This window comes from Altererythrobacter sp. H2 (assembly GCF_035319885.1).
In the GTDB taxonomy this organism is placed as follows: domain Bacteria; phylum Pseudomonadota; class Alphaproteobacteria; order Sphingomonadales; family Sphingomonadaceae; genus 34-65-8.
Genome location: NZ_CP141285.1, coordinates 1,950,594 through 1,964,783, shown reverse-complemented (window position 1 = coordinate 1,964,783; position 14,190 = coordinate 1,950,594). Strand labels below are relative to the sequence as shown.

Sequence of the window (14,190 nt, the reverse complement as noted above, 5' to 3'; positions counted from 1 at the left end):
TGGTCAATAAAGCTTATAAGGATTGTTGCGACATTTGCCCGCACTGCAAACTTCATAGACTGATGCTGGACATGTCATCCGATAAACTCTTATAAGGTTTTATCAGAGGAGCGATTCCCAGAGATGCAACCGAAGGTCGATGATTCGAGGAAGGCCAAGCGTGCGCTCACGCTTGCGCAGGACATCGTACGCGATATCGAAGCCGGGGCGCATGTTGCGGGCGACAGGTTGGCGCGCGAGGACGAAATGCTTGCGCGATACGATGTCGCCCGAGCGACCTTGCGCGAAGCGCTTCGCTTCCTTGAACTCCAAGGCGTTATCCATCTTCAACTAGGTCGCGGTGGCGGGCCGGTGGTCGCCCGCCCGCAGACTGGCGATTTCGCAAACAGCCTCTCGCTGATCCTGCATTTCATGGAGGCGGACTTGAGGGGCTTGCTCGAATTGCGCGAAGCGATTGCGGCGGATGTTGCAGCCTATGCCGCCCAGCGCGCGACCACGGGTGATTTGAGCGCACTTGCCGATTGCCTCAAAGAGCTGGAGCGAAACGAAGCGAGCAGCCAGTTCGAGGAACTGAATCGCCGTTTTCACGATATGCTCGGCTGGGCCAGCGGCAATCCGCTTTTCGGCCTTCTGACTTCCGCGTTGCACATGCTTACCCGCGAATTCTCGCTCTCGCTGGGGTATTCGGCCCAAGAGCGTGCGGTCCAGTTGCGTTTCTTGCGCCGCGTCCTTGAAGCTGTGCGCAAAGGCGATGCCGAAGGAGCGCGGCAGGCTATGGCGCGTCTCGTGGCGGGCTCCGCCTCCTATCTCGCACAGAGAAGCCCTGAGCTTGTGTCCCAGAAGGTCAGGTGGGGACAGACGTAAAAAACGGGCGCCGGTGGGTGGCGCTGGATGGAGAGGGTATTACGATGGCACTCAAGAGCCGCATATGCGAAATTCTCGGGATCGAATACCCGATCCTTCTGGCCGGAATGGGCGGGGCGAGTGTCCCCGCGCTCGCGGCCGCAGTATCGAATGCCGGGGGACTTGGCGTTCTTGGCGCTGCGGCCTGCTCGCCAGACCAGTTGCGCAGCTGGATCCGCCAGACCCGCGAACTGACCGATCAGCCATTTGGGGTCGACACCCTTCTGCCTGCCTCCGTCAGGCGCGGTTCGGCACCGCAGAGCGGCGCCTCGCCCGAAAACCCGATGGCACTGCTTGGCGAATATCAGCAGTTCACCCGCGATTTCATGGAACGCGAGGATCTGCCCGAAGTGGATGCCGCAATGGCCATGCGCGCGGCTGGCGCGCCGGAAATGGGCAAGGGCGGTCCGCAGCTGTTCACACGGGAGTTTTTCGAGGCGCAGATGGAAGTGGTAATCGAGGAAAAGGTGCCAGTCTATGCCGCCGGCCTCGGCAATCCCGGACCGTGGATGGACCGCCTTCATTCCAATGGCACCAGGGTCATGGCGGTGATCGGCAAGGTCAAGCACGCCCAGCAGGTGGTCGATTCCGGCATCGACATGATTGTGGCGCAGGGCCACGATGGCGGCGGGCACAACTCCCCGATCGGAACCTTCTCGCTGATTCCGCAGGTAGTCGACGCGGTGGGCGATCGGGTTCCCGTGATCGGAGCAGGTGGAATCTCCGATGGCCGCGGAGTCGCCGCAGCGATGATGCTTGGCGCTCTGGGCGCGTGGGTCGGAACGGCGTTCCTAGCAACCGAAGAGGCAGGGATTGAACGGTTCCAGAAGGAAGCAATAACCGACGGCGGCGATGCAGATACCGTCGTTAGCCGTTCGTTGACCGGCAAGCCTGCGCGGATGATCCGCAACAAATGGGCCGATGCCTGGGTTGCGGCGGGCAAGGAGCCGCTTCCCATGCCTTACCAGTCGATGATTTCAGGGCCGGTCATGGCTTCGGGCATAAAGGCTCAGCGCAAGGATATCATGCCCGGCTTCGCGGGGCAGGGAATTGGATTGATCCATTCGATCCGTCCGGCGGCAGAGGTCATGCGCGATCTTGTCGATGGGGCCGAAAGGGCGCTGGCCGATGCCAGATTCTATTCCTGAATTGCGGCAACACGGGTACGCTGTATGAACGCTTCGCAGACCTTATCCTTTGCCGACAAGGCGGCCATAACCGGTGTGGGCGAAACCGCATTCGTCAAGGGCACCGAACGGACCGCGGTGGACATGATGCTGGAAGCCTCGCGCCGCGCAATCGCAGATGCCGGGCTGAAACCTTCCGACATCGACGGCATGGTGCCGCCGCCGATCTATACGACCTCGGAGGAAATGGCCGCCAATCTCGGCATTGATGTGCTGCGCTATGCGGCCACCGTTCACATGGGCGGCGCCAGCCCGACGACGGCGCTGCAGAACGCGGCAATGGCGATCGCCAGCGGGCTTTGCGATCACGTGCTGGTGACGCTCGGTTGGAACGGCTATTCGGCCCTCAGGCCCAAGCCGGGTGCCCCGCCCACTCGGGCGATGAACATGAACACGCTGACCAATACCATCCAGGGCTATTACATCCCCTATGGTGTGTTCCTGCCGGTGCAGATGTATGCTTGGCTGGCGACCCGTAACTCGAAGCTTTACGGCGTGGGCGCGGATGCGATGGCAGCGGTAGCGCTAGCCTGCCGTCGTCATGCGCAGTTGAATCCGCAGGCCTTTACCTATGGGCGCGAACTCGACGCGGAAACCTATCATTCGGCGCGCTGGATATCCGAGCCCTTCCGCCTTTACGATTGCTGCCTTGAAACCGATGGGGCTTGCGCGGTAGTCATATCGCGAATGGATCGGGCCAAGGATATGCCGCATGTGCCTGTGAGCATCGCCGGTGCCGCAGAAGGCCACCCCTATCCCGCCGACGACATCCCTTCGCGGCCCGATCCCTTCAAGATCGGCCTCAGCTATGCCGCCCCGCGCGCTTTCGATATGGCAGGCGTCAAGCGCGAGGACATGGATTTCCTGCAGATCTACGACTGCTTTACCTATGTCGTTTTGCTGCAACTGGAAGCGATGGGCTATTGCGAACCGGGTGCACAGGCCGAATTCGTAGCCAATGGCCAGATTGAGCTGGGTGGCCGCTATCCGATCAACACCCATGGCGGTTTGCTCAGCGAGGCGCATGTCTGGGGACTCAACCACGTGGTCGAGGCAGTGCGCCAGCTTCGTCACGACTGCGGCGAGCGCCAGGTGCTAGGAGCCCAGACCGGCCTGGTGACCGGCTGGGGTGACCTCGGCGACGGAAGCATTGCCATTCTCAGGAGGTTTGCATGAGCAGCGAGAGCGATCTGCCCCCCAAAATGCGGCCCTCCGCGCAGGATGTACCACCCAAACCGCGACCTCGCCCGCAAGACCCGGTTGAGCAGGAATTCTGGAAGCGGTGCCAGGACGGCAATCTCTATTTCCAGCGCTGCAGTGGTTGCGGCTGCTTCCGCCACCTGCCGCGCTATATGTGCGCAAAGTGCGGCTCGCCGGAGTTTTCCTGGGGACGCAGCAGCGGCAAGGGCACACTGTTTTCCTGGACCGTTACCCACCAGGCCCTCCACCCGGCTTTTGCCGCCGAAATTCCCTTCGTGGCGGCGGTGGTGGAATTGGAAGAGGGCGTGCGCATGGCCACGCGCCTGATTGGTTGCGATCACGAGCGCCTGGCGCTCGATCTTCCGGTGGAAGTGGAGTTCGAACTTATCGGTGAGGACTTCCGCCTTCCTGTTTTTCGCCTGCGTGAAAGTTAGAAGCACCATGGATCTTGATTACGGGCCCGAATACGATGTCTTCCGCAAGCAAGTGCGGGCTTTCATCGAAGCGCATAGCCATCTCGCTCCGCCTTCTTCTGACCGGGCGGCCCGCCCTTCGCCCGAGGCGGTCGAATGGCAGAGGCTGTTGATCGAGCATGGGTATACCGCGCGAACGATCCCGCGGGAGTATGGCGGCTATGGAGCCGAGCCGGACATTCTCCAATCGCGCATCATCGCAGAGGAATTTGCGCGGGCCAGGGTGGCGGGCGGGCTTGCTAACCAGGGAATCTCGATGTTCGTGCCGACCCTGCTCGAACTCGGCACCGAGGAACAGAAACGGCGCTGGATCGAACCCACGTTGAAAGGCGATATTGTCTGGTGCCAGGGCTATTCCGAACCCGGTGCCGGGTCGGACCTCGCCAACCTCAAGACCAGCGCGCACATCGAAAACGGCGAGTTTGTTATCAATGGCCAGAAGATCTGGACCAGCACCGCCAAGCAGGCAGACATGATCTTTTGCCTGGTCAGGACCGAGCCTGACGCACCCAAGCATGGCGGCATTTCCTACCTGATCTTTTCGATGGACACGCCGGGCATCGAGGTTCGCCCCTTGAAGACGATGACCGGTCACGCCGAGTTCAACGAGACGTTCTTCACCGATGTGCGGGTCCCGATGCACCAGATCGTCGGCCAGCGGGGCCAGGGCTGGTTCGTCGCGAATGCAACCCTTGGCCATGAGCGCGGAATGCTGGGCGATCCCGACGCGCTCGAAAACCGGCTGCAGGCGCTGATCGCACTGATGCAGGAAGAGCGTTTGGGTCAGGGTCGCGCGATCGACAATCCGGTACTGCGCGACCGGTTGGTGGCACTTCAGGCCGAAGTGGCGGCGATGAAATACAATGGGATGCGGATCCTTTCGAACAGCCTTAGGGGCGAGCCGGGTGGCATGGCGAAAATGATCGTCAAGTTGCAAAGCTGTGAACTCGCTCACCAGATATCCGCGCTGGCAATCGACGCCATGGGCGAACTGGGCATTCTCTATCACAACAGTCCGCGTGAGCGGGACGGCGGGGCTTGGCAATGGAACTATATGTTCCAGCTCGGTCTCATCATCGGCGGTGGGACCGCTCAGATCCAGAAGAACATCATCGCCGAACGCGGCCTTGAAATGCCACGTGAGCCGAAAACCGCGGACATGGCGCGTCAGAAGCAGGGAGCAGTCTGATGGACTTTGGACTTTCGCAGGACCAGCAAATGTTGCGTGACGCGGTTTCGCGGTGCCTTGCCGATACCAGCCCGCTCAGTCACGTCCGCGAATGTGCGGAGCGGGACAATCCGTTGAGCGACCAGGTGCTGCGGGCCCTCAACGATCTGGGCGTTGCCGGAATGCTGGTCCCCGAAGAGCATGGCGGGCTCGGCATGACCCTGCTCGACGCGGCGGTGGTGGCGGAACAGCTTGGCTATGCGGTCGCCCCGGTGCCGTTTCTCGCCAGTCAGGTTCTCGCACCGATCGCCTTGCGCGATGCGGGCAACGAGGAGCAAAAGGCCCACTGGCTGCCAAAGATCGCGAGTGGAGAGGCGCGTATCGGTATCGCGATTTCCGAGACGGTCGAGGCGCGCGACGGCGCGGGGGTTACCTCTGCCGCCGGGAAGCTCAACGGCACCGCCCTGTTCGCGCTCGATTTCGAAGGAGCCGATGCCTACATCGTCGCCGATTCCGGTGGCAGGCTGCACCTTGTCGGTGCCAAGGCGTCGGGCCTGGAGGCTATCGCGTTGACTACCATCGATCGCACCCGCAGCGTCGGGGAATTGCGTTTTGATGGAACCGCGGCGGAACCATTGGCTGACGATGGCGGAGTTGCAACGGCCCGGTTGCGCGCTGCGGGTCGTGTTATCCTCGCCGCCGACAGTCTTGGCGCTGGTCAGGCCATGATCGAAAAGGCTGTCGATTATGCTGGCCAGCGCGAACAGTTCGGCCGCCTGATCGGCAGCTTCCAGGCCGTAAAGCATATGTGCGCCGAGATGGCCGCGCGGCATGAACCGTGCCGTTCGCTCGTCTGGTACGCCGCCCACGCCTTCGACGCGGTGCCGAATGAGGCATCGCTGGTTGCCTGCCATGTCAAATCGCACACGGCCGAGGTCCATCGATTTGTCGCACGCACTTCCACCGAAGTGCATGGCGGAATGGGATTCACCGACCTGCTTGGCCTGCACTACTGGTTCAAACGGATCGGATTCGACCGGCAGGTCCTGGGTGGGCCAGAAGCGGTACGGGCAGAGGCTGCGGCACTTCAGGGCTGGGCCAAGGCTGCTTGATGTTTCTACCGGGAGACGCGCGCGCTAAAGCAGCCGCCCGTTCGGAGAGGAGAACTGATGTGACCGACTGGAATCTCGGCGACATTCTCGACGCTTTCGAGCCTGCCATGCCAAAGGATGCGCCGGCCCTGATCCACGGTGACCGGATCATTACCTGGCCCGAATTGTCCGCGCGTTCGAACAATGTCGCCCGCGCGCTGCGTCAACGCGGAGCCGGCAATGGGGCCAAGGTTGCCTTCTATATGCGCAACCGACCCGAATACGGCGAGTTGATGGCAGCCTGCTTCAAGGGGCGCCTGATCCATGTGAACATCAATTACCGCTATGTCGCCGAGGAGGTCTTCTACATCTTCGACGATTCCGACAGCGAAGTGATCGTCTACAGCTCGGAATTCCGCGACTGTATCGTCGAGCTCAAGGATCGGCTCGGGAAGGTTCACACCTTCGTGGAAATTGGCGAGGCGTCGCAAATCGCGCCTTTTGCGATCCCTTACGAGACACTCGCGCAAGAAGGCGACGGATCGGCGCTCGGCATCGTGCGCTCACCCGAAGATCAGCTCTTCATCTATACCGGCGGCACGACCGGCATGCCCAAGGGCGTGATGTGGCATCACGACCAAATGCGCAAAGCACAGCTCGAGGCCCAGAAGCTGCTCGCCCCCGTTCCTAAGACACTCGAAGAGCACGTCGCGCTGATCACAAGTCAAGGGCCCGGCAACCGCACTCTGCCCTCCTGCCCGATGATGCACGGGACCGGCTTCATCACCGCGATCGGCACACTTATGTCGGGCGGCGCCATCGTTACACTTGCAGACCCGTCCTTCGATGCGACGGAATTGTGGGAAACAGTCGATAAGCACAAGGTGCAAAGCATCGCAATTGTGGGCGATGCATTTGCCAAGCCGATGCTGCAAGCGCTGGACGAGAATCCCGGCCGCTGGGATACCAGCAGCCTCGTTACCATCGTTTCATCCGGCGTGATGTGGAGCAAGGAAGTCAAGGCTGGGCTGTGCAAGCATATCCCCCAGGTGGTGCTGATGGACAGCTTCGGCGCTTCCGAAGGGCTCGGCTTCGGCCGCTCCATCACAACCGCGCAAGGGGGCACCAACACCGCGAAATTTGCGATTGGCGAATTCTGCGATGTCTTTGACGAAAACGACCAGAAAGTGACGCCGGGAAGCGGCGTACCGGGATTTATCGCTCTCATGGGTGCGATTCCCGCAGGTTATTACAAGGATCCCGAGAAATCCGCCAAGACGTTCCGCACAATCGATGGGGTCCGCTATTCGATTCCGGGCGACTGGTGCACGGTCGAGGCCGATGGCAGCCTGACCTTGCTGGGCCGTGGCAGCGTTTGCATCAACACTGCTGGCGAGAAAGTTTACCCCGAGGAAGTCGAGGAGATTCTCAAGACCCATCCCGCCATTGGTGACGCGCTGGTCGTGGGCGTGCCGAACGAGAAATGGGGCCAAGCCGTCACCGCTGTTGTCCACCTCAGCGGCGACGCTCCGTTCGACGAGCAAGCCGTCAAGGATCATGTGCGGGGGCAGTTGGCAGGATACAAGACGCCGAAGGCCATATATCCAACGGATACACCCCTGCGCGCATCGAACGGCAAGGCCGACTACGCAACGGCGAAGGCAATTGCCGAGAGCCTGACTGCCGCATCATGACGACCCAGACTTCGCCCGATTACGACGCGGTGATCGTCGGTGCCGGCTTCAGCGGGATCTACCTGCTCCACAAGTTGCGTGACGCCGGGTTCAACGTGCTGCTGGTCGATGCGGCGGCCGATCCGGGCGGCATCTGGCACTGGAATTGCTATCCCGGCGCACGCGTGGATTCGCAGATTCCGCTATATGAATTCTCGATCCCCGAAGTGTGGCGGCCATGGACCTGGAGTGAGCGCTTTCCAGGCTGGGCAGAACTCAGGGCCTATTTCCGCCATGTCTGCGATACGCTGAACCTTTGGCCGCTGATGCGGATGGGCTCGAGGGTCGAAAGCGCCGATTTTGAAACAGGGCCGGGACTATGGACTCTACAGCTTGAGGGCGGTGAAACCATAAAGACGCGCTTCCTGCTCCCAGCCCTCGGTTTCGCGTCGAAGCCATATATCCCCGACATTCCGGGCATTGAGGTTTTCGAGGGCGAATGGTGCCACACGGCGCGCTGGCCGCAGGAGGGTATTGATCTGGATGGGCGCAAAGTTGCCCTGATCGGAACCGGAGCGAGTGGAGTGCAGGTCGCCCAGGAAGCAGCCAAACGTGCGGAGGCGCTGACCCTGTTCCAAAGAACCCCGATCCTGGCCCTGCCGATGCGTCAGGAGCCGCTGACGAGGGAAGCTCAGGAGCGCGAAAAGCATGGCTATCCCGCCTGTTTCGAACAGCGTCGGCAGACGAGTGCTGGGTTTGAATGCCAGTCGCTTGAGGTGTCGGCGCTCGAAGTCAGCGAAGAAGAGCGCAATGCACACTTCGAAGATCTGTGGCAGCGGGGCGGATTGAGGTTCTGGTATCACAATTTCGCCGACATTCTTACCAATCGTGAAGCCAACCGTTACGCCTACGATTTCTGGCGCGACAAGGTTCGCGCGAGGATCGCCGATCCCGATCTGGCCGAGAAACTCGCCCCATCCGAACCGCCACATCCGTTCGGCACGAAGCGCCCTTCGCTCGAACAGGGATATTACGAGATTTTCGCGCAGGACAATGTTGCGCTGGTTGATCTGAAGGCGAACCCGATCACCCGTGTCGGGCCGTACGCAATCACGACCGAAGACGGCGAGGTCGAATGCGATCTCATCGTTTTTGCCACCGGCTTCGACGCCGGGCGGGGCGGGTTGATCGACATGAACATCACCGGCAGAGGCGGCCAATCACTTTCGCAAGCCTGGCAAGACGGCTTGCGCGCCTATCTAGGAATGGCGGTATCGGGTTTCCCCAATATGTTGTTCACTCACGGCCCCCTCAGCCCCTCGGGCTTTTCCAACGGGCCGACAAGCGCGGAAATGCAGGGCGACTGGATCTGCGACTTCATGGTCTGGCTGCGAAGCAACGGTTTCGACCTTTTCGACGCTGAACCGCAAGCCGAGGCGGGCTGGACCGAAATGGTCGCCCAAGCTGGCGCGATGACGCTCTTTCCCGAAGCGGACTCCTGGTACATGGGCGCGAACATCCCGGGCAAGAAACGTCAGCTCATCAATTTCCCAAGCGTGTCGGCCTATGCCGCGATTTGCGACCAAGTGGCGCTCGATGCCTACCGAGGCTTCACCGCCAGCACACCAGCGAACAAGGACTGAGTAACCTGATGAACGAGATGGTGAGAATAGAGGATTTTCCGGCCGACATCGATCCTCTCTGGGCTGGTGACGGTTCGCATCTGCCCGAATGGTTCGTGTCGGCCCTCAAGGTGCCGCGCGAAGAGGGTTATGTGGAAATCGATGGGGCCAAGGCGCACTATTTTCGCTGGGGTGACCCTGGCAAGCCCAAGGTGCTTATGACCCATGGCTTTCTCGCCCATGCGCGCTGCTTCGCCTTCATTGCACCGTTTCTTGCCGAAGACTACGACGTGGTGGCGTTCGATCTGGCCGGCATGGGCGACAGCGAGATGCGCGGGCGCGCCGACCTCTTGGCAAGAGGGGGCGAGTTTCGCGAGATTGCCGAGGCGCTGAATATGTTTGCCGATGGCCAAAAGCCGACGATTATCGCGCACAGCTTCGGATCGGGAGCGGCCCTGACAGCCGTGACCCAATCGCCCGGGACCTTTGCCGGAGTGGTGGTTTGCGATCTCATGATCATGCGTCCTGCTCTCCTGAACGAGTACTGGAACCTCAGGCGATCAAGCCCAGGTTCTGGCGATCCGGACAGGCCCAGCAAGCGCTATTCCAGCTATGAAGCGGCGCGCGGGCGGTACATCCTTTCCCCGCCCCAGCCGGTCGGCGAGCCATTCCTGCTGGACTACATGGCCTATCACTCCCTGCGGCAGGATGGAGACGAGTGGACTTGGAAGTTCTCGACCGAGGTCTTTCGGAGGAGCAACAAGCCCGACGAATGGCTCACCATGGGCGAGCGCCTGGTGCAGGCACCGGGCCGAAAGGCTATCGTACACGGCGGCTTGAGCCTGCTTTTCACACCGGAATCAGCCGAATATGTTCGCGAACTGGGTGGAGGTGACATTCCGATAATTGCCGTTCCTGAGGCGCGACACCATCTGATGCTCGACCAGCCATTGGCATTCGTAACCGCGTTGCGCTCTGTTCTGGCTCTTTGGGGAACGCACACTGCACCGCCATTCGCAGGCTGATGCTAGTGGTATCTTGTCCCGGAGTTCCCGCAGGTGCGGTGCTCGCCAGACATTGTTTGTCGGAAAACAAGTACTGCCGCTCACCGTGCGTCGGCTAAACCGTTGCGGCGTTCAAGCCATCGTTCGCGCCGCACCAGATGGAGCGGGAAGGCGAAACACATGCCAAGCAGTGAAAGCATGGCAAATGTCACGCCGGTACCGGTTCCCAGGCCGATGCGCTTGGCGTCGGCGATGACCCAGACCAAGAATACGCCCCAGACAAATAGGTTGCCTATCGTCAGAAATGCAGCCGCGTTGCCGCTGTTGTAGGCATCCATGAAGAATCCTGGCAGGTTGATCAGATTGCCGCCCTCAGCCGGCCAGCCGAATCCCTTGGTCCATACCCAGACCAGGGAAATTGCAGCTGCCGCCACGAACAGGGCATGTCTTGGCAAAAGGTTTTTCATTTCGGCTTCTCTTGCTATTTTATTCAGGGTCCTTCGACGATAATCGCCGTGCTGGAAGTAGCCGAAAGCCGCATTTCCAAAAGTTTCTGATAATCGTCGGATCTGTACCAGTCCTGTGCTTGCTTGAGGTCTCCGAATTTGAGCACGACCGCTCCATGCGGAGCCGTTCCTTCCAGCGTTTCGGCCACAACTGGACCCGCGGTGAAAGAGATGCCCTGCGCCCGAAGATGCTCTCTTGCCTGTTCCTTGTACTGGTTCAACAGGGCCGGATCTGAAACCGTTTGTGTTACAATGATGACGTAAGCTGCCATGTCATTCTTTCCTGGTTGAAGGTGCTTGGCTGAATGCCAAATTTTGCGGGCGTATTGGTCGAAACCTGTCGTTGCAGGCAGGCCATGGAAGCATGGCAGGTGCAGGAACGTATACAAACATTACCGCGCGCTGCTGCGGTCGAGGAAACGATCTGCTGATATCGCATCGCGAGGCACGCCCGCGCTGAGTAACTCTGTTTCGGCGTGGTCGACCATCGCGGGCGGACCGCAGAGATAGGCCTCACATTGCGCCTTGTCCGGTATGGCGGCGATCTGCTGCGTCACCAACCCCCGCGCGCCTTGCCAGGGGCTATCCGGTGTCTCTTCGGACAAGACCGGTATAAATTCGAACGGCGCATTCCAGTCGGCGGCGAGTGCGCTGATTTCATCAAGGCAATAAAGATGCGCCTTGGTCCTGGCACCATACAACAGGATAACCGGCCGATTGGCGCCAAGCGCATGGGCCTCCTGCAAAATCGCCATGATCGGAGCGAGGCCGCTGCCACCCGCAATGCAGAGCATTGGCGCCTTGCTTGGCTTGAGGTGGAACGCGCCATAGGGCGCCGCCACCTCCAGCTGCGTTCCGATGCGTTCACCGCCAAACAACCAGTCGGTGAAAGCGCCTCCCGGAACATGGCGGACATGGAATTGCAACTGCTTTGCCGACCCGTTTTTGGGTGCGAATGCGAAGGAGTAGCTTCGGGGACCGTCGATGCCAGTCAGGCTCAGATCGGCGTACTGGCCTGGGGTAAAGGACAGCGGTCGGTCAAGCTCGACAATGAGGTTTACGATGTCCGGGCAAAGCCGGGTGGCTGCGACAATCGTTGCCGGATAGTTTTTGACCGCTTGCTGGCTCAACAAGGGAGCGTCGAGTGCAATCGTCAAGTCCGAGCGAGGTAGGGCCTGACAAGCAAGCCTGTATCCAGCCGACAGTTCGTCGCGCTCCAGAACCAGCGCGGAGGGACTTAATTCCCGTATCTTGCCGTCCAGAAGCTTGAATTTGCAGGTTCCGCACGAACCGACTTTGCAATCGTGCGGCATGGCCATGCCCTCGGCGAGCATTGCTTCGAGCAGGGTTTTGTCTTGGGCGACAAACAACTCCCGCGCTTCGGAGGTCACAGTCACCTTGCTGGGCTTGGGTTTTTTCAGGAAGGAAAACATGAATGCGATCTATTCTGTTCGATCTGCGGCAAGTGGGATGAAAGAAAAAGGAAGCGTCATCCCCGGAGGGACGACGCTCGAGTAACATGCAGATGACCGGACGGATACATCGTCATGTTGGTGGACTGTGTCATTCGATGGCGAGCCACTGCGGCCAACCGGCCCTCGCGTTGGCGGCTTGTGCAAGTTTGCGCTCGTCAGGTGATGCAAACCTCTGGTCCCAGTCTTTGAGGCGCGGCTGGGCGATGAACCGGTTCCAGACTGGCGGGACCAGTCCGCACAGGAAACACAGAAACAACGACGGCATCTGCGGCGCCTCGGGCTCGGGCCGCAGTTCGTAGAATGGGGTGTGCCCGTCGAGGTGGTGGTTGATGTGATTGGTGATCTCGACCCCGATCGGACGCACGATCATGCCAAGATGGTTCCATGCGTGATGCTTGGCGATCGGCTCTCCCTCGATCCGCAGCAGGCCATAATGTTGAAAGTAATTGAAGCCTTCAACCAGCATTTTGGCGAAGAACATCGCGGCTACCGTCATCAGGCCAGCAACCGGGCTCGCGAGAACGACCATCGCACCGATAATTGCGCCAACCAGCACCAGTTGCAACCACATCGCATTGCGCCAGCTCCATTTCGAATGACCCAGACGCGAAAGGATCTCCGCCTGCTTGTCCCAGGTGTCCTTGTACGAACCCCAGGTGGCTGAAAATACGAAGCTGTAGATGGTCTGCCCTCTCAAGGGGGTGTCACTATCTTTCGCTGTGTCGAGATGCACATGATGGGTGACAATGTGTGCAATATCGCGATTGGGATCGCCATAGAAGGCGCTCAACCCCTTTGCGACCGCGCGCGGGAGCCAGTGCCGGCGATGCATCAACTCGTGCGCGACGGGCAGGGTCGGAACCGCGGAAAGCCAGGCAAGGCTGGCGATCGATCCTGCGATCTGCCAACCTGAAGCCGCATCACCCAATATCGAATTTGTGCCGGAGTTTACCGAGTCGGCGAAAACCAGATAGAGTGCGATCATCAGAGGTAGCTGCAGATAGATCGCGAAATCGGCGACGGACGAAATGCCGCGTGCGCGCATTTTGCTGTCACTGGGAAGGGCAATATCCAGCAGCATCAGAACAGGGAAGGTGCCAAAACCGAGCCACACGAACGGGCCGCCGAGGACAAACCCAGCGATGCCCGTCAGAGTCATCATCGGCACAAGATAATACCGTAATGCGTCCACCTTATTCTCTCCGATCCGTCCGGTCCGCAGGCCAGCTCTATTGTTGTTCGTGTGCAGGAATGCCCCGCGCCAAGGAGCGCATGGTTAGCGGCACGTAATGCGACTGGCTCCGCATTTCGTGCCGCCGCATCCCTAAAGGAAGATGTTCAGGTTCTTGCTGAGAAGGACATTATGCTTGAGTATGATCCGCCGTTTGACCAGCTGAAAGGAAGCTCCCGCTTCGCGCCAGATATCGACACGGTTGCCGATAAGTGAATCTTCCTCACGCTCATTGCGATTGCGATAGGCGTAGAAGTTGGAATAGACCCGGTATTCTCCGGCCTTTTCAGTCAGCTCTACCTCAACATTGGTGATGATGTGCGTGTAGCGCGTGGCCGGATCCTCTGACCATGCCGTTCCGGTTTCCAGCCGCGTAAGCCGTTTTTTGATCTCCTCCAGATTGTCGTTGTAATAGGCCATCCGGGTCAGGTCGTTGACCTGGTCGGTCTTGTCGCGGCGATAGCGTGTTTCAATACCGGGCATATGATAGAGCAAATCGTCGGCCAGCATTTTGACCCAATCGACATAGTTCTCATCGTCGAGCATGCGCGCTTCGCGGTAGACCGTCTGGGTCAAGGCGTGCGTCAGTTCGAGCGAGGCGCTCTGGCCCGTCTGGGGGCGTTCCAACGTGGCGTTCTGTGTCATAGTAATGATCCC

At 60.0% G+C, this 14,190-nt stretch carries 15 protein-coding genes; 9 read left to right on the top strand and 6 right to left on the bottom strand.

The window, feature by feature from the left end; all coding sequences use genetic code 11:
• Positions 1 to 102: 102 nt before the first annotated feature.
• Positions 103 to 312, bottom strand: coding sequence for a hypothetical protein (locus U4960_RS09860; RefSeq protein ID WP_324263175.1), 210 nt, complete (start codon positions 310 to 312; stop codon positions 103 to 105).
• On the opposite strand from U4960_RS09860, the gene U4960_RS09855 reads away from it, so the two are divergent.
• From U4960_RS09855 to U4960_RS09815, 9 genes are read left to right on the top strand one after another with little or no spacing between them, the layout of a single operon-like run.
• Complete coding sequence (locus U4960_RS09855; protein WP_235588053.1) at positions 229 to 864, top strand: FadR/GntR family transcriptional regulator; 636 nt, start codon at positions 229 to 231, stop codon at positions 862 to 864. The two genes, U4960_RS09860 and U4960_RS09855, sit on opposite strands and share 84 nt — an antisense overlap.
• A 44-nt stretch (positions 865 to 908) precedes the next feature.
• Positions 909 to 2,051, top strand: coding sequence for an NAD(P)H-dependent flavin oxidoreductase (locus tag U4960_RS09850; protein ID WP_324260469.1), 1,143 nt, complete (start codon positions 909 to 911; stop codon positions 2,049 to 2,051).
• A 24-nt stretch (positions 2,052 to 2,075) separates the two neighbouring features.
• On the top strand, positions 2,076 to 3,266 hold the full coding sequence (locus U4960_RS09845) for a thiolase C-terminal domain-containing protein (RefSeq protein ID WP_324260468.1): 1,191 nt from the start codon (positions 2,076 to 2,078) through the stop codon (positions 3,264 to 3,266).
• Positions 3,263 to 3,724 carry a Zn-ribbon domain-containing OB-fold protein gene (locus tag U4960_RS09840; protein WP_324260467.1) on the top strand — a complete coding sequence of 154 codons (462 nt, stop codon included), beginning with the start codon at positions 3,263 to 3,265 and terminating at the stop codon, positions 3,722 to 3,724. Before U4960_RS09845 ends, U4960_RS09840 begins: the two co-directional genes overlap by 4 nt.
• A gap of 7 nt (positions 3,725 to 3,731) precedes the next feature.
• Complete coding sequence (locus tag U4960_RS09835; RefSeq protein ID WP_324260466.1) at positions 3,732 to 4,952, top strand: acyl-CoA dehydrogenase family protein; 1,221 nt, start codon at positions 3,732 to 3,734, stop codon at positions 4,950 to 4,952.
• Entirely contained in the window at positions 4,952 to 6,043 is a 1,092-nt protein-coding gene (locus U4960_RS09830; RefSeq protein ID WP_324260465.1) for an acyl-CoA dehydrogenase family protein, read from the top strand. Before U4960_RS09835 ends, U4960_RS09830 begins: the two co-directional genes overlap by 1 nt.
• A gap of 59 nt (positions 6,044 to 6,102) precedes the next feature.
• The gene (locus U4960_RS09825; protein WP_324260464.1) at positions 6,103 to 7,716 is read left to right on the top strand and encodes an acyl-CoA synthetase; all 1,614 of its coding nucleotides are present in this window, start codon (positions 6,103 to 6,105) and stop codon (positions 7,714 to 7,716) included.
• 29 nt (positions 7,717 to 7,745) lie between these two features.
• Positions 7,746 to 9,338: a flavin-containing monooxygenase gene (locus U4960_RS09820; protein WP_324260463.1), complete on the top strand. Its 1,593-nt coding sequence runs from the start codon at positions 7,746 to 7,748 to the stop codon at positions 9,336 to 9,338.
• An 8-nt stretch (positions 9,339 to 9,346) separates the two neighbouring features.
• A complete protein-coding gene (locus tag U4960_RS09815; protein ID WP_324260462.1) occupies positions 9,347 to 10,342 on the top strand; it encodes an alpha/beta fold hydrolase in 996 nt (331 codons plus the stop codon).
• A gap of 80 nt (positions 10,343 to 10,422) precedes the next feature.
• Here U4960_RS09815 and U4960_RS09810 read toward each other — a convergent pair whose 3' ends face one another.
• The 5 genes from U4960_RS09810 to U4960_RS09790 form a co-directional block, all read right to left on the bottom strand.
• Positions 10,423 to 10,788 carry a DUF2834 domain-containing protein gene (locus U4960_RS09810; protein WP_072673753.1) on the bottom strand — a complete coding sequence of 122 codons (366 nt, stop codon included), beginning with the start codon at positions 10,786 to 10,788 and terminating at the stop codon, positions 10,423 to 10,425.
• Between the two features lie 23 nt (positions 10,789 to 10,811).
• On the bottom strand, positions 10,812 to 11,099 hold the full coding sequence (locus tag U4960_RS09805; RefSeq protein ID WP_072673752.1) for a DUF1330 domain-containing protein: 288 nt from the start codon (positions 11,097 to 11,099) through the stop codon (positions 10,812 to 10,814).
• A gap of 120 nt (positions 11,100 to 11,219) precedes the next feature.
• Positions 11,220 to 12,260 carry a 2Fe-2S iron-sulfur cluster-binding protein gene (locus U4960_RS09800; RefSeq protein WP_072673751.1) on the bottom strand — a complete coding sequence of 347 codons (1,041 nt, stop codon included), beginning with the start codon at positions 12,258 to 12,260 and terminating at the stop codon, positions 11,220 to 11,222.
• Positions 12,261 to 12,390: 130 nt separating this feature from the next.
• On the bottom strand, positions 12,391 to 13,464 hold the full coding sequence (locus U4960_RS09795) for an alkane 1-monooxygenase (RefSeq protein ID WP_324260461.1): 1,074 nt from the start codon (positions 13,462 to 13,464) through the stop codon (positions 12,391 to 12,393).
• A 162-nt stretch (positions 13,465 to 13,626) separates the two neighbouring features.
• Positions 13,627 to 14,178 (bottom strand): 3-phenylpropionate/cinnamic acid dioxygenase subunit beta, encoded by a 552-nt coding sequence (locus U4960_RS09790; protein ID WP_072673749.1) that lies wholly within the window; start codon positions 14,176 to 14,178, stop codon positions 13,627 to 13,629.
• Positions 14,179 to 14,190: the final 12 nt, after the last annotated feature.

Coding starts and splice junctions, on each gene's coding strand:
- U4960_RS09850 (WP_324260469.1), top strand. CDS start 909: ATGGCACTCAAGAGCCGCATATGCGAAATTCTCGGGATCGAATACCCG.
- U4960_RS09845 (WP_324260468.1), top strand. CDS start 2,076: ATGAACGCTTCGCAGACCTTATCCTTTGCCGACAAGGCGGCCATAACC.
- U4960_RS09840 (WP_324260467.1), top strand. CDS start 3,263: ATGAGCAGCGAGAGCGATCTGCCCCCCAAAATGCGGCCCTCCGCGCAG.
- U4960_RS09835 (WP_324260466.1), top strand. CDS start 3,732: ATGGATCTTGATTACGGGCCCGAATACGATGTCTTCCGCAAGCAAGTG.
- U4960_RS09830 (WP_324260465.1), top strand. CDS start 4,952: ATGGACTTTGGACTTTCGCAGGACCAGCAAATGTTGCGTGACGCGGTT.
- U4960_RS09815 (WP_324260462.1), top strand. CDS start 9,347: ATGAACGAGATGGTGAGAATAGAGGATTTTCCGGCCGACATCGATCCT.
- U4960_RS09810 (WP_072673753.1), bottom strand. CDS start 10,788: ATGAAAAACCTTTTGCCAAGACATGCCCTGTTCGTGGCGGCAGCTGCA.
- U4960_RS09805 (WP_072673752.1), bottom strand. CDS start 11,099: ATGGCAGCTTACGTCATCATTGTAACACAAACGGTTTCAGATCCGGCC.
- U4960_RS09800 (WP_072673751.1), bottom strand. CDS start 12,260: ATGTTTTCCTTCCTGAAAAAACCCAAGCCCAGCAAGGTGACTGTGACC.
- U4960_RS09795 (WP_324260461.1), bottom strand. CDS start 13,464: ATGATGACTCTGACGGGCATCGCTGGGTTTGTCCTCGGCGGCCCGTTC.
- U4960_RS09790 (WP_072673749.1), bottom strand. CDS start 14,178: ATGACACAGAACGCCACGTTGGAACGCCCCCAGACGGGCCAGAGCGCC.